Source organism: Terrabacter sp. R4-6, assembly GCF_057529065.1.
On record NZ_CP197224.1, the window covers coordinates 96,413 to 110,434 of the forward strand.

General features: G+C 70.4%; 12 protein-coding genes. 7 read left to right on the forward strand and 5 right to left on the reverse strand.

Annotated elements, in window-relative coordinates:
• Nucleotides 1-36 precede the first annotated feature (36 nt).
• The 6 genes from ACSSS0_RS00460 to ACSSS0_RS00485 are packed head-to-tail and all read left to right on the forward strand — an operon-like array spanning nt 37 to nt 6,139.
• Nucleotides 37-468, forward strand: coding sequence for an SHOCT domain-containing protein (locus tag ACSSS0_RS00460; protein WP_487229635.1), 432 nt, complete (start codon nt 37-39; stop codon nt 466-468).
• Complete coding sequence (locus tag ACSSS0_RS00465) at nt 465-1,601, forward strand: M20/M25/M40 family metallo-hydrolase (RefSeq protein WP_487229636.1); 1,137 nt, start codon at nt 465-467, stop codon at nt 1,599-1,601. Before ACSSS0_RS00460 ends, ACSSS0_RS00465 begins: the two co-directional genes overlap by 4 nt.
• A gap of 5 nt (nt 1,602-1,606) precedes the next feature.
• Nucleotides 1,607-2,029, forward strand: coding sequence for a hypothetical protein (locus ACSSS0_RS00470; RefSeq protein WP_487229637.1), 423 nt, complete (start codon nt 1,607-1,609; stop codon nt 2,027-2,029).
• A gap of 32 nt (nt 2,030-2,061) precedes the next feature.
• Complete coding sequence (locus ACSSS0_RS00475) at nt 2,062-3,417, forward strand: anaerobic C4-dicarboxylate transporter family protein (RefSeq protein ID WP_487229638.1); 1,356 nt, start codon at nt 2,062-2,064, stop codon at nt 3,415-3,417.
• Between the two features lie 42 nt (nt 3,418-3,459).
• Nucleotides 3,460-4,821: a M20/M25/M40 family metallo-hydrolase gene (locus ACSSS0_RS00480; RefSeq protein WP_487229639.1), complete on the forward strand. Its 1,362-nt coding sequence runs from the start codon at nt 3,460-3,462 to the stop codon at nt 4,819-4,821.
• Nucleotides 4,822-4,837: 16 nt separating this feature from the next.
• The gene (locus tag ACSSS0_RS00485) at nt 4,838-6,139 is read left to right on the forward strand and encodes a cation:proton antiporter (RefSeq protein ID WP_487229640.1); all 1,302 of its coding nucleotides are present in this window, start codon (nt 4,838-4,840) and stop codon (nt 6,137-6,139) included.
• 26 nt (nt 6,140-6,165) lie between these two features.
• Here the strand turns inward: ACSSS0_RS00485 and ACSSS0_RS00490 are convergent, their stop codons facing one another.
• Nucleotides 6,166-7,554, reverse strand: coding sequence for a threonine/serine exporter family protein (locus tag ACSSS0_RS00490; protein WP_487229641.1), 1,389 nt, complete (start codon nt 7,552-7,554; stop codon nt 6,166-6,168).
• Nucleotides 7,555-7,678: 124 nt separating this feature from the next.
• On the opposite strand from ACSSS0_RS00490, the gene ACSSS0_RS00495 reads away from it, so the two are divergent.
• Complete coding sequence (locus tag ACSSS0_RS00495; protein ID WP_487229642.1) at nt 7,679-9,232, forward strand: MFS transporter; 1,554 nt, start codon at nt 7,679-7,681, stop codon at nt 9,230-9,232.
• Nucleotides 9,233-9,253: 21 nt separating this feature from the next.
• Here the strand turns inward: ACSSS0_RS00495 and ACSSS0_RS00500 are convergent, their stop codons facing one another.
• The 4 genes from ACSSS0_RS00500 to ACSSS0_RS00515 all read right to left on the reverse strand — a co-directional run bounded on the left by ACSSS0_RS00500 (nt 9,254) and on the right by ACSSS0_RS00515 (nt 13,838).
• Complete coding sequence (locus tag ACSSS0_RS00500; protein WP_487229643.1) at nt 9,254-10,591, reverse strand: M20/M25/M40 family metallo-hydrolase; 1,338 nt, start codon at nt 10,589-10,591, stop codon at nt 9,254-9,256.
• 6 nt (nt 10,592-10,597) lie between these two features.
• Entirely contained in the window at nt 10,598-11,041 is a 444-nt protein-coding gene (locus ACSSS0_RS00505) for a hypothetical protein (protein WP_487229644.1), read from the reverse strand.
• Nucleotides 11,038-12,501 carry a glutamate/gamma-aminobutyrate antiporter GadC gene (gadC, locus tag ACSSS0_RS00510; protein WP_487229645.1) on the reverse strand — a complete coding sequence of 488 codons (1,464 nt, stop codon included), beginning with the start codon at nt 12,499-12,501 and terminating at the stop codon, nt 11,038-11,040. Before gadC ends, ACSSS0_RS00505 begins: the two co-directional genes overlap by 4 nt.
• A gap of 200 nt (nt 12,502-12,701) precedes the next feature.
• The gene (locus ACSSS0_RS00515; RefSeq protein ID WP_487229646.1) at nt 12,702-13,838 is read right to left on the reverse strand and encodes an aminopeptidase P family protein; all 1,137 of its coding nucleotides are present in this window, start codon (nt 13,836-13,838) and stop codon (nt 12,702-12,704) included.
• Between the last annotated feature and the right edge of the window lie 184 nt (nt 13,839-14,022).

Below are 14,022 nucleotides of genomic sequence, written 5' to 3' on the forward strand. Positions count from 1 at the left end.
GTCCGGAGGATGAACGTAGGGCTCGACAGCAGGTCAATGCACACCTACGCCGCCGCAGCCGGCGGCACGGAAAGGGCGGTCATCACCATGGACTTCTGGAGCTTCTTCTGGCTGCTCGTCTGGTCCTTCTTCTTCGTCGCGTACCTCATGATGCTGTTCCAGATCTTCGGGGACCTCTTCAGGGACGAGTCCCTGGGCGGCGTCGCGAAGGCGCTGTGGATCGTCGTGCTCATCCTCTTCCCGCTGATCTCGGCTCTGGTCTACGTCATCGTCCGCGGTCGCGGAATGGCGGAACGCACCATGAAGCGCAACGCCGAGCAGATGGCGGCGCAGGAGGACTACATCCGCAGCGTCGCCGCGCCCCGGTCCTCGTCCGTCGAGGAGCTGACGCAGGCCAAGTCCCTGCTCGACTCCGGCGCGATCACGGCGGAGGAGTTCGCGGCGATCAAGACGCGGGCCTTGTCATGACCCCGACGGCCCCGGGGGCGTTGCGTCCCACCGGGTCCGTCGACCGCGACCGCCTGCTCGCCACGTTCCTCGGGCTGGTGGCGGTGGACAGCCCGACCGGTCACGAGGAGTCCATCGGCACCATCCTCGAAGCCCGGTACCGGGAGCTGGGCTGCACGACCTCGAAAGACGACATCGGCAACGTCGTCGCCGTCTACCCGGGCACCCGGCCCGGCACCATTCTCGTGTCGACGCACATGGACACGGCCGGCACCGACCGCGGGATCATCCCCGTCATCGGTGAGGACGGGGTGATCCGGACCGACGGCTCGACGATCCTCGGGGCGGACGACAAGTCCGGCATCGCCGGTTGCCTCGAGCTGCTGAGGCTGCTGCAGGCCAACCGCGACTGGTCCTTCCCGACGATCGAGTTCGTGTCGACCGTCGGTGAGGAGCGCGGTCTGGTCGGCTCACGTCACCTCGACGTGAGCCGACTCGACGCGACGCACGGCTTCGTCCTCGACACCGCCGGGGTCATGGGGTCGATCACGTACTGGTCGCCCACCTCGGTCTACCTGACGATCAGCTTCCACGGACGCAAGGCGCACGCCGGCGTCGAGCCCGAGAAGGGGATCAGTGCCGTGCGCGTGGCCGCGGAGGCCATCGCGTCGATGCCGCTCGGTCGCATCGACGAGGAGACCGTCGCCAACATCGGCACCATCAAGGGCGGGGAAGCCCGCAACATCATCCCCGACACCGTCGTGCTCGAGGGGATGGCGCGCAGCCACGACCAGGCCAAGCTCGACGAACAGCTGGCGGCGATGCGCACCGCGTGCGAGCGGGCGGCCGAGGCAGCCGGCGCCACCGTGGACTTCGACGCCGAGGAGATCTACAAGACCTACCGGATCGCCGAGGACGCCGTCCCCTACCGGGAGGCCGCCGCCGCGATCAGGTCCCTCGGGCTCGAGGTATCCCCCCGCAAGTCCGGCGGCGGCACCGACGGAAACTACTTCAACGCCAAGGGGATTCCCTGTGTGGCGCTGCCGACCGGAATGGTCGACGAGCACGCCACGACCGAGCACATCGCCATCGACGACATGGTGCTCGCGTGCCAGATCCTCGTTGCGATCGTCACCCGACCAGCGAAGGAGTGAGCGCCATGAGACACCGAACCCTCGGCCGGACGGCAGCAACCGTGGCCGTGTCGGCGACCCTCGTCCTGGGAGGGTGCGCCACCGCCCCGGCGACGCAGGACCTGTGCAGCAACGCCAAGAACCTCACGTCGGCGGTCGAGGAGATGCGCGGCCTCAAGCCCGACGGTGCGAAGCTCGACGCCCTCTCCGCGAAGGTCGATGCCGCTCTGGCGAGGCTCGCCCAGTTCCAGGCCGTGACCGAGGGACGGTTCGACTCCGCCGTCTCCACCCTGCGCGCGAACCTGGAGTCCTTCCGGCAGGCACTCGCCGCTGCCGGCAACGATGCGTTCACCGCCGCCGCACCGCAGCTCACGTCGTCGCTCAAGGACGTGAGCTCGGCCTACGCGGAGCTCAACGAGTCCCTCGCCACCCAGTGCCCGACCGGTTGACCGGCCGGGCCGCTCGCTAGGAAGGAAACGACATGAGCGTCAGCTTCGTGCTCGAGGCACTCGTGGTGCTCGGGGCGATCGTCATGGGAACCCGTGCAGGCGGCGTGGGGGTCGGCCTCTGGGGCGGCCTCGGCACCTTCGTGCTCGTCTTCGTCTTCCGCGAGCCGCCCGGCGAGCCGCCAGCAGCGGCCCTCGCGATCATCCTCGCCGTGGTCACCTCAGCCGCGATGATGCAGGCCGCCGGCGGCATCGACTGGATGGTCTACGTCGCGGCCGGCGTCATCGAGAAGCGACCCAAGCAGATCACCCTCATCGCCCCGCTCACGGCCTTCCTCTTCTCCATCGGCGCCGGCACGAGCAACATCATCTACCCGCTGCTGCCCGTCATCTACGACGTGTCCTACAAGAACCACATCCGACCCGCGCGACCACTGACGGTGACCGTGGTCCAGTCGGGCATGGCCCTGGCCGCGTCACCCGTCTCTGCGGCGATGGCCGCGATGCTGACGCTCACGGAGGTGGCGCCCTACAACCTCGGGCTGACCCAGATCCTCGCGATCACCATCCCGTCGTGCGTCATCGGGATCGTCGTCACCTCGCTCGTCGTGAACCGCATGTGGAAGAACCTCGACGACGACCCCGAGGTCCAGGCCAAGATCGCCTCCGGCGAGCTCGCCGCGCCCCAGCAGGCCGTCGAGGGCGAGTCGGCCTCCTCGAGGTTGACCTACACCAAGGAGGGTCGCAACTCCGCACTCGCGTTCCTCGCCGGCGTCATCCTCATCGTCGTCTTCGGCCTCTTCCCGCAGCTGCGGCCGGCGTTCGCCGCCGAGGGCGAGGCAGCCGTCCCCATCGACATGACGACGACCATCGTCATGGTGATGTTCGTGGTGGGGGTCGCGATCCTCTTCCTCGGCCGCCCCGAGGTGAAGACCGTCCCCGACCAGTCGGTGTTCAAGGCCGGCATGATCTCGGCGATCGCCCTGTTCGGGATCGCCTGGCTCACCGCCACCTTCATCTCGGCCCACGAGGACTACATCGTCAGCACCATCGGCGGCTGGGTCACGAGCTGGCAGTTCATCTTCGCCCTCGCCGTCTTCCTCGTCGCTGCACTGACGACGAGCCAGTCGACGGCGACGCGGACCATCGTCCCCATCGGCCTCGCCGCGGGTCTTCCGGCGGGTGTCGTCACGGGCATGTGGGCCGGCGCCCTGAGCGGCGTCTACACGCTGCCCGCGAACGGCACGCAGATCGCCGCCGCCAACTTCGACCTCACGGGCACGACCAAGCTCGGCACGAAGCTGCTCGACCACAGCTTCTTCGTCCCGATGCTCGTCATGTCCGTGGTCACGATCGCCGTCGGCGCGCTGATCGGCGGGGTCTTCTTCTGACCCGGCCTGACGGCGCCCACTGACCACCACGAAGGAGAGACCATGCAGGCCAACGAGATTGCCGACAAGGCCCGGGCGCTCATGCCCGGGGTCATCGAGGACCTCGAGAAGCTGGTGGCGATCCCGTCGATCGCCTTCCCCGGGTACCCCTCGGAGCCCATGGAGCAGATGGGGGCCACCACGTTGCAGATGTTCCGTGACGTCGGCTTCACCAACGCCGAGCTCATGGAGGTGCCATCCGGGTACCCGCCGATCTATGCCGAGATCGAGGGGCCGGAGGGCTCGCCGGTCGTGGTGCTCTACGCCCACTACGACGTCCAGCCCGCCCCGCCCGAGCAGGGGTGGACGAGCGACCCGTGGACCGCGACCCACAAGGACGACGGCCGCATCTACGGCCGGGGTGCCGCCGACGACATCAGCGGGCTCGTCAGCCACCTCGGCACGCTTCGGGTCTTCGACGGGAAGCCACCGTGCACGGTCAAGCTGATCCTCGAGGGCATGGAGGAGACGGAGAGCAACCTCGAGGCCTTCGTCGAGGCCCACCCGGAGCTCTTCGCCTGCGACCTCTTCGTCATCTGCGACATGGGCAACCTCCGTGTCGGCGAACCGGCCCTGACCACGGCGCTGCGCGGAGACGTCGCCTGCGTCGTCACGGTGCGCACCCTCGAACACCCTCTGCACTCCGGGGTGTTCGGTGGGCCGGCCCCCGACGCCATGATGGCGCTCGCCCGGCTCCTCTCGACGCTGCACGACGACGAGGGGAACGTCGCGATCGACGGCGTCTCGGAGACGGTCTGGGACGGGGCCGACCTCACCGAGGACGACCTGCGGTCGAGCGCCGACGTGCTCGAGGGAGTCGAGCTGACGGGCAGCGGCCCCATCGGTGGGCGGCTGTGGGCTCGCCCGTCCGTCAACGCCATCGGTGTCGACATGACGAACATCGCGACCTCGTCCAACGTGCTGATCCCAGAGGCCCGGGCCAAGATCTCGATGCGCATCGTGCCGGGGTCCGAGCCGGAGGCCGAGCTCGACGCCCTCGTGGCTCACCTCGAGACGCACGCCCCCTGGGGCGCCAAGGTCGAGGTGCAGCGCACCAAGGCGGCGCCCCCCTTCCTCTGCAAGACGGACGGGCCGGGGTATGCCGCGGCGCGCGACGCCTTGGCCGAGGCGTTCGGCCGGCCTGCCGGAGAAGCGGGGTGCGGCGGGTCCATCCCACTTCTCCGCACGCTCGAGGGGGCCGCTCCCGGCGCGGAGTTCGTGCTGTGGGGACCGGAGGACGTGGCGGCCGCGCGGATCCACGCCTCGGACGAGAGCGTCGACCCGGGCGAGATCGAGAAGATGATCGTGGCCCAGGCCCTGCTGCTCGAGCGCCTCGCCGAGGGCGCCGGGGCCGGGTCCGGGTAGGCCACGGCGGCCGGCAATGACGGGGGTCGTCGCGGTCTTCGCCCTGCTGGTCGTCGTCTTCGTGACCCAGTCGGCCCGCGTCGGCCGGGCGCACCTGACGGGTCCCATCGTCTTCGTCGCGTCCGGCATCGGCGTCGGCCTCCTCCTGACGGGCGCGACCGAGGCGGAAGCCGAGACGAGTCGCACGATTGCCGAGGTGACGCTGGCGCTCACCCTCTTCCACGACGCCGCTCAGCTTCAGCCGCGCGAGGTGCGTGGTGACTCGGTCTTCACCGGCCGGCTGCTCCTCATCGGACTCCCGCTCACGATCGGGGTCGGCTACCTGCTGGCCCGGGGAGTCTTCCCCGGGTCCAGCGCCTGGCTGGCGCTGCTGCTGGCGGCGACGCTCGCACCCACGGACGCCGGACTCGGCGCCGCCACCGTGCTCAACCCGGTCGTGCCGGTGCGGGTGCGCCGCATCCTCAACGTGGAGAGCGGGCTCAACGACGGGATGGCCACTCCGGTGGTCCTCTTCGCCGTCGCGGCCGCCGCCGGAGCGACACCCGAGGACGCCCTCGTCGATGCCCTGCGCGAGCTCGCGGTCGGGGCTCTGCTCGGCATCGCGGCGGGGTATGCGTCCGGACGGCTCATCGAGCGCTCGCGCAGGGCCGGGTGGGCGGAGTCGGCGCTGCTGCCCGTCGCGACGCTCTCGGTGCCCGTGCTCGCGTACTACAGCGCCGTCGAGGTCGGCGGCAACGGGTTCGTCGCAGCTTTCGTGGCCGGGACGGCATACGCGGCCGCCCAGACGGACTCGAGGCACACGCACGCCGGCCTCGAGATGACCGACCGGCTCTCCGCGCTCCTCGGGTTCGCCGTGTGGCTGCTCTTCGGGATCACGGTCGCCCAGCACCTCGACTGGATGGTGCGGTGGCAGAGCCTGCTCTACGCGGCGCTCTCACTGACCGCCCTGCGGATGCTTCCCGTCGCCTTGTGCCTCGTGGGCACGGGGCTGCGAGGACGCACCGTGCTCTTCCTGGGCTGGTTCGGTCCGCGTGGGCTCGCTTCCGTCGTCTTCGCGCTCATCACCTACGAGACCCTGGGCGCAGCCGACCCCGGGGTCCAGACCGTCATCGGCGCCGTCGCCACGACCGTGCTCCTCAGCGTCGTGCTGCACGGCCTGACCGCGGGTCCCTGGGCGCAGCGGTACGGGGACTGGGCACAGCGCACTGGTCCGACGGTCGAGACCCAGCCCGCGGCCGAGCCCCTGGCGGTGCGCCGGTCGGTCGGCGGGCAGACCACGTACGGGTCTCCGGGCGGGGCACCGGCGCCTCGCCGGTGACGCTCCGTGTCACGGGACGTGTCGGCCTAGATCCCGCGCCAGGTGGACGTGGCGCGACCGATCCGCTCCGAGAGGCCGGAGCCGACGACCACCCCGACGGCGATGGCCACGATGCTCAGCAGGGCGTTGACGAAGTCGCCGAGCCCGGCGGCCTGGTCGACCCCGACGATGCGCGCCACCCCCTGGAGGCCGAGCGCCCCGGGCACGAGCATCCAGAACGTGGGCAGGAAGGTCACCGGCACCGGAGGACCGCTTCGCCGGCTCTGGATGGCATAGCACACGGGCAGCACGACGGCCGCGGCCAGGAAGCTCGCGCCGAGGGTCCCGAGGGCACGCCCCGACAGCGCCTGGACCCCGTAGGCGACGTAGAGCACCACGAGCAGCCATCCGAGGGTGCGGCGCGGCGCGGACGAGGCGACGAACTGTCCGGCCCCGAAGACGAGCACACCCACCCAGGGCGCCCATGCCCCGAGGGACTCCGGCGCGTGGCCCACGGTGGGCGGGAGGCCGGCGAGCTCGGCCCCCATCGCGATACCGAAAGTCAGCACGAGCAGCCGCTCGAGCCCGTAGACCAGGCGGGCGGAGCCGGCCAGCATGTCTCCCGTCGACAGCTCGACGGTCGCCATCGTGAGGGCCGCACCGGGGAGGAAGGTCACGAGTGCGGGGATGACGATCTCGAGGGGCGGCGAGTCGAGGGCCGGAGCCACCCACTGGAACACGATGGCCGTGACCACCGTCGCCGTCACGACGGGAAGGACGAGCGAGAGCATCGGCTCGCGGTCGGCCCACCAGCGAAGGCCACCGACGAGGAAGCCGATGACCAGGAACGCCGGCAGGGCGCTGGCCGTGGGGTTGAGCATGAGACCGAGGCCGACCGTGAGGACGCCGCTGGCGAGGATCGACACACCCCCGCCGAAGCGTGGCCGCGAGGCCACCAGCGCGTCGAGGCGATCGCGCGCGACCCCGGCGTCCACGGAGCCGTGGCGGATGTCGTCGATGAGCCGGTACAGCGCGTCGACCTGGTCGAGCCGGAGCGGCACGCTGCTGCCGGCCTCGAAGTCCATCCGGCTGGAGTCACCCGTGTCGATGCGCACGAACACACCTGTGGGCACGACGAAGAACGTCACACCCGTGGCGGCGTACACCTCCGCCACCTCCTCGAGGATCTGGGTCACACGCTCCGTCGCGTCGCCGGCACGGGACATGACGACGCCGAGATGGCGGAGCAGGTCGAGGACGGCCTCGGGGGGTGGCGCGTCGAAGTCCTCGGGCTCGGGGTCCACCGCGGGACCGAGCGGCGCGAGGTGGCTCTGGGCGATCTCCGCGACGCGCGACCACCAGCGGCGGCGCACCGACCGCACGCGCGCAGCGGGTGTGGCTGGGCCCGCGGCCGCGGGGTCCGCATCGCTGGTCACGTCACCAGCGTGGCAGCGGCGACGGTCGTCAGAGTCATCCTCTACGGGTGACTCTCCCACGCGGTTCGCGTCCTAGATTCGAGGGGCGCGAGAGGCGCGTGTGCGTGGCGGAGGGAGCGCAACCATGACCGGAGCGAGTTCGCCGGCTGGGTCCGGGAGTTCGGGGCAGGCGGCAGCACAGACCGCGGCGCGCGCGGGTGGGGTGCTGGCCGCCACCTGCCTGTCGACCTTCGTGGTGAACGCCAACACCTCGGCCGTCAGCATCCTCCTGCCGGCCATCAGCGCCGACACCGGCATGGACGTGACGACACTGCAGTGGGCTGTCACCGGCTACTCGCTCGTCGGTGCCGCCGTCATCGTGACGTCCGGCTCGCTCGGCGACGTCTTCGGCCGCAAGCGCGTCTTCCAGCTGGGCCTGATGCTCTTCGTGGTCTCCTGCATCCTCATCGCCCTCTCGTCGTCCGGAGGCGCCGTCATCGCCGGCCGCGTCGTCCAGGGTGCCGCCGGTGCCACCATCCTCGCCTGCGGTCTCAGCCTCCTGTCCGTGGCGAACGACGGACAGGCCCAGCTGCGTGCCGTCTCCCTCTGGGGCGCCGCCGCGGCCGTGGGCGCCGCGGCCGGCCCGCTCATGGGTGGGGTGCTCGTCTCGGTCATGGGCTGGCAGGGACTCTTCTGGGTCGACGCCGTGATCGCCGTCGTCTGCATCCTCATCACGGCGCGCAAGGTCTCGGAGTCGCGTGACACGACCCGGTCGCGGTCGATCGACTACGCCGGGTCGCTGCTCATCGCACTGACCCTCGCCCCGCTGATCCTCGCGCTGAGCAAGGGCGGCGACTGGGGTTGGGGGTCCGTGGCGACGCTGGCCTGCGTCGCCGTCGGCGTGGTGGCCGGCTTCGCGTTCGTCGCTGTCGAGCGGCGCGTGTCCGTCCCGATGCTCGACCTCGGCCTGCTCCGCAACCGCGTCCTCGTCGGGTCCACGATCGCCATCCTGATCGGTGCCGGCACGATCAATGCCCTGATGTACCTCCTCAGCCTCTATTTCCAGGACCCGCACGCGTTGGGATTCAGCACCTTGCAGGCGGGTCTCGCGACCCTGCCGGCGACCATCGGGCTCGTCGCCATCGCCGCTGCCGTGCCGAAGCTCACGGCACGCCTCGGCGGCCGCCAGGTGGTCGCCGTGGGCTTCCTCCTCACGGCCATCGGGTTCGCGGCGATCGGGTTCGTGGACGCGGACTGGGCCTACCGCGCCTTCCTGCTCCCCCTCATCGCCGTCGCCGTGGGGATGGGCCTGTCCAACGGGCCCGCGTCGTCGGCATCGACGGCGTGCGTCCCGGAGAAGCAGGTCGGATCGGCATCCGGTGTCTCCAACATGGCGCGCTACGTCGGGGCGGCGGTTGCCACCGCGCTGGCGGCGACGATCTACGGAGCCGTCATCGCGGACCGCACCACCGAGGGACGTCCTCCAGCCGATGCCCTGGCCTCGGGTCTGGCGACCACCTCCTGGGTGATGGCCGGTTTCAGCCTCGCCGGGGTGCTCATGGCTGTCCTCATGGGACGCCACCAAGCCGCCACGGGCACAATCCACGACTCGGCGGCCGCTGCTGCCTCCACCGCGATGACACTGCGCACCACGGCGACCGGAGCCGTGGCGGTGGATGCAGCCACGAAGAGCGCCTGAGGCGACGTCGTCGCGCGCGGTTCAGCGCGTCAGGCGTTGGAGGAAGAGGGCCTCGGCCAGGGCCATGTCCGCGATCTCCTGCGGGTGCACGCTCTCGTTCGGAGCGTGGATGAGCGCGAGTGGCTCTTCGACCCCCATGAGGATGAGCTCGGCCTCGGGGTAGGTCTCGGCGAAGACGTTGCACAGCGGGATCGAGCCGCCCTGGCCCAGGCTCACCATCGGGGTACCGAAGGCCTCCTCCATGGCCGAGGCGATGGCGCGGTAGGCGGGCCCGTCGGTCCGGGCCGAGAAGGGCGAGCCCGTCGCCTCCGTCTCGACGGACACGTGCACGCCCCAGGGAGCAGCGGCGACGAGGTGGTCCGTCAACGCCCTCTCGGCCACGGCAGGGTCCGTTCCCGGAGGGATGCGCAGGTTGAGTCGGGCCCGGGCCCGGGGCACGATGGCCGCTGCAGACCCGACGACGGGCGGGCAGTCGATGCCCAGGACCGTCAGCGACGGCCGCGCCCAGAGCATGTCGGACACGCTGCCGTTGCCCAGGAGCGACGCGCCCTCGACGACGCCGGCGTCGCTGCGGAACTGGTCCTCGGGGTAGACGGCCCCAGACCACTCCTGGCTGTTCTCGAGACCGGAGACCGTCGTGTTGCCCTCGGCGTCACGCAGTCCGGCGAGCATCGCGACGAGCGCCGCGAGGGCGTCCGGAGCAGCCCCACCGAACATGCCCGAGTGGATCTCCGAGACAAGCGCGTCGACGGTGACGACCACGTTGACCATGCCGCGCAGGCTCACGGTGGCAGCAGGTCGTCCGACGGCTGCGTTGCCCGTGTCACAGACGAGGACGGCGTCCGCGCGCAGCAGGTCGGCGTGCTTCGGCACGAAGTCCTCGAGGCCGCCGGTCCCCTGCTCCTCCGAGCCCTCGACGACGAGCTTGAGGTTCACCGGCACATCGTCACCGAGCGCCCGGAGGGCGGTGAGGTGCATGACGATGTTGCCCTTGCAGTCGGCCGTACCGCGGCCGTACCACCGGCCGTCCACTTCGGTCAGCTCGAACGGCGGGGTGCGCCACGCGTCGTCGTCCAGCGGCGGCTGCACGTCGTAGTGGGCGTACAGCAGGACCGTGACGGCGTCGGGGTCGCCGCAGGGTCGTGACCCCACGACCGCCTGGCTCCCGTCCGCGGTCTCGGCCAGATGAGCATCGGCGAAGCCGACCGCCACGAAGGCGTCGAGGACCCACCGGGCGGCACGGGCGCACTCCTCCGGTGGGTACTGTCGCGGGTCGGCGACCGACGGGATCGCCACCAGCTCGGCGAGGTCGGATCGGGCCTGACCCATCAGGTCGGCGACACGCTCACGCAGCTCCACGAGTCGTCAGCCCCTCGCCGTGTCGGAGAGGTTGAGCTCGTCGACGAGCTCCTGGAAGCTCGGCACCTCGTCGGGGCAGTAGATCTTGAGGACGAGGAGCTGTCCCTTGACCACTCGGTTGTCCGCGATGACCGGGCGCATACCCGGCCCGGCCGCGCCGTTCATGAGCTGGCCGAGGAGGATGCCCTTGCGCAAGGACCCGTTCGGGTCGTCGCAGACCGGGCCACCGTCGTCCCCGAGGAGCCGCACGACCTGCTCCTTGCTCGGCGCGCGGGCGCCGGCGGCCGTGATGGCCGCGATGAGCGCGGTGGCCTTCTGGTCTGCTTGCTGCGACGTCTTGCCCGAGTGGAAGGTGAGCAGCGCGATGACCGTCAGGGCCACGACCGCGATGCCCGCCACGATGTACGTCGTCCGGTTCCGCTGGTACGTCTCGTTCTCCGTGATGTTCATGACGCGGCCACCTCTGACGCCTCAGGCTGCTTCCACGACGGCTTGCGTAGCTTGTAGAAGAGGAACGGGACGAGCAGTCCGAGGCCGAGCGCGCCCGCCGCGACGATCACGAGATACGTTGCGGGACTGCCCGATCCGAACTGGGACGGCGGAACGAAACCGATGAGCAGGGCGGCCAGCGAGGCTGCGAATCCGATGCCGCAGAGCGCCCCGAGCATCGGCGCCCGGTATCCGCGGGCGTGGTCGGGGTCGTTGCGCCTCAGGCGCACCGCCGCCACGAACATCAGCAGGTACATGATGAGGTAGACCTGCGTCGTGATGACGGAGAAGATCCAGTAGGCGCTGGATACGTTCGGGATCAGCGCGTAGCCGAGTCCGATGATCGTCGTGATGACGCCCTGGGCGACGAGGATGTTCTGCTGGACGCCGTTCTTGTTGAGCTTCTGCAGCACCGGTGGCAGGTAGCCCTCCTGGCGCGAGATGAGCAGCAGTCCCTTCGACGGGCCGGCGAGCCAGGTGAGCATGCCGCCGAGCGACGCGGTCACCAGCATGATGCCGACGATCGGGGTCAGCCACTGCGCGCCGAAGTTGGCGAAGACCGCGTCGAACGCCTGCATGACCCCGGCCGTGAGCGACAGCTCCTCGGCCGGCACGATCCAGCTGATCGCGAGGGCCGGGAGGATGAAGATCGTCAGCACCAGCCCCATCGCGAGGAACATCGACTTCGGGAACTCCTTGGCGGGGTTCTTCAACGAGCCGACGTGCACCGCGTTCATCTCCATGCCGGAGTACGACAGGAAGTTGTTGACGATGAGCACGAGGCTCGACAGACCCGCCCACACGGGCAGCAGGTTGTCCGCCGTCATCGGGGCGGCCGAGGGGTTGCCCTGACCCAGGAAGACGGCGCCCAGGAAGACGAGGACGACGCCGGGGATCAGGGTGCCGATGATGAGCCCCGCACTCGCCAGCCCCGATACGCCCTTCGCTCCTCGGGAGGAGACCCAGACGCCTGACCAGTACACGACGACGATGACGAGGGCCGTCCACACCCCGTTGGACGCGAGAGCCGGGTTGATGACGTAGGCGAGTGTGCTCGCGACGAAGCCCAGCAGGCTGGGGTAGTAGAAGATCGTCATGGCGAACTGGCACCACACGGCGAGGAAGCCCATCGGCTTGGAGATGCCGCGGGACACCCAGTTGTAGACGCCGCCGTCCCAGCCGGAGGCGAGCTCCGCCGAGACCAGGGAGGTCGGGATGAGGAAGACGATCGCCGGGACGATGTAGAGGAAGACGCAGGCCAGGCCGTACACCGCCATGGTGGGGGCGGCCCGGAGGCTGGCCACGGAGCTGGTCGTCATCATGGCCAGGGCGATCCACGAGATGTAGGCCGCGGCGGGCGCCCTGGTGCGCCTCCGCGTGGCCGCGACCGGCTCGTCGGCCGATGCGTCCATGGCGCTCATGCCGGCCTCCCCGCCACCGTCGTGGTGAACGGGCGCCCGGTGGAACCGCGCCCGCGCGTCGACCGCCTGTGCTGCTCGTATGCCCTCACGCCTGCCTGCATGCCGACCACCGTCCACTCCTGAGATCCCTGCGCGTTCCTCAAGATTCCTGCGCGTCTCATCCAGGGGCGTCACCCCTTCGGGGTGATACCGGACAGGACTCACTCGACGACGGCGAGCCCGTGGTCGGTGGTGTTGAGCCGCACCGGGCCGTCGTCGGTCACGGTGACGATGTCCTCGATGCGCACGCCGAAGCGTCCGGCGAGGTAGATGCCCGGCTCGACCGAGAAGCACATCCCGGGGACCAGGGGTCGTTCCTCGCCCTCGACCATGTACGGGGGCTCGTGGGTCGTCACGCCGATGCCGTGACCCGTCCGGTGGATGAACTCCTCGCCGTGGCCCGCGTCCGTGATGACGGCTCGCGCCGCGCGGTCGACGTCCTGGCACGTCGCACCCGTCCGGGCGGCGGCGACACCCGCCTCCTGCGCGAGCCGCACGATCTCGTGGACCTCACGGATCTGCTGGGTGGGCTCCCCCACGCATACCGTGCGGGTGGTGTCGGACCCGTAGCCGAACATCAGGCCGCCGAAGTCCAGGACGATCGCGTCACCCTCCTGGATCACCCGTTCACCGGCCTCGTGGTGCGGGTTGGCGCCGTTCGGGCCGGACCCCACCACCGTGAAGTCGACCTGCTCGTGCCCGAAGTGACGCAGCAGCCCGGCGAGGTCCGCCGCCACCTCGGTCTCACGGCGTCCGGCGAAGCGGACCTTGACGATCTCGCCGTAGGCGGCGTCGGCCGCAGCGCCAGCGGCCGCCAGACGCGCCAGCTCGTCGGGTCCCTTGACCGCCCGCATCATCGGCAGGCCTTCGGTGAGTGACCGGTAGGCCGTGCGGGGCAGCGCTGCCTGCAGGCCGAGCAGGTGCAGGGCCCACGCCGAGTCGGAGATGCCGTACGTGCCTTCGGGTCGCAGCAGCGGAGCGGCAGCCCGGTAGGGGTCGGTGGCGTCGGCCCAGTCGAGGACCCTCATGCCGCGCACCCCCACTGCCGCCTCGGCGTCGGGCCGCTCGAGGGCCGGCACCAGCAGCGTCGGCTCCTCGTCGGGCGCGAGCACGAGCACCGTCAGCCTCTCCGTGATCGCCGTGGGCTGGTAACCGGTGAGCCAGACGAGGTCGGGTCCGGGGGTCACGAGCACTCCCGCGAGGCCGGCCTCGGAAGCGGCTGCGACGACGCGTCTTCCGCGCGCGAGGTAGTCGTCCACGGTGAACGGCGATGGTGGCTGCACGTCGACGGGGCTCATGGCTGTCTCCCTTGGGGTCGCGCCCATGCTAGGTCTGCCCCTCCCCGGGGTTGCTCACACGATCGGGATGACATCCGAGCCGATGCGTGCCACCGGAGGACACGGCCGACGTCGTCGAACCAGCACCATTCGTTCACCCGGCAGCGTTAGGTTCGGCATGGTGGTCGACGCGTCCGCGTCGGTC

What these genes read in the sequence shown, in the direction of transcription:
- ACSSS0_RS00460 (WP_487229635.1), top strand. Translation starts at nt 37, where the DNA reads ATGCACACCTACGCCGCCGCAGCCGGCGGCACGGAAAGGGCGGTCATC.
- ACSSS0_RS00465 (WP_487229636.1), top strand. Translation starts at nt 465, where the DNA reads ATGACCCCGACGGCCCCGGGGGCGTTGCGTCCCACCGGGTCCGTCGAC.
- ACSSS0_RS00470 (WP_487229637.1), top strand. Translation starts at nt 1,607, where the DNA reads ATGAGACACCGAACCCTCGGCCGGACGGCAGCAACCGTGGCCGTGTCG.
- ACSSS0_RS00475 (WP_487229638.1), top strand. Translation starts at nt 2,062, where the DNA reads ATGAGCGTCAGCTTCGTGCTCGAGGCACTCGTGGTGCTCGGGGCGATC.
- ACSSS0_RS00480 (WP_487229639.1), top strand. Translation starts at nt 3,460, where the DNA reads ATGCAGGCCAACGAGATTGCCGACAAGGCCCGGGCGCTCATGCCCGGG.
- ACSSS0_RS00485 (WP_487229640.1), top strand. Translation starts at nt 4,838, where the DNA reads ATGACGGGGGTCGTCGCGGTCTTCGCCCTGCTGGTCGTCGTCTTCGTG.
- ACSSS0_RS00495 (WP_487229642.1), top strand. Translation starts at nt 7,679, where the DNA reads ATGACCGGAGCGAGTTCGCCGGCTGGGTCCGGGAGTTCGGGGCAGGCG.
- ACSSS0_RS00505 (WP_487229644.1), bottom strand. Translation starts at nt 11,041, where the DNA reads ATGAACATCACGGAGAACGAGACGTACCAGCGGAACCGGACGACGTAC.
- gadC (WP_487229645.1), bottom strand. Translation starts at nt 12,501, where the DNA reads ATGAGCGCCATGGACGCATCGGCCGACGAGCCGGTCGCGGCCACGCGG.
- ACSSS0_RS00515 (WP_487229646.1), bottom strand. Translation starts at nt 13,838, where the DNA reads ATGAGCCCCGTCGACGTGCAGCCACCATCGCCGTTCACCGTGGACGAC.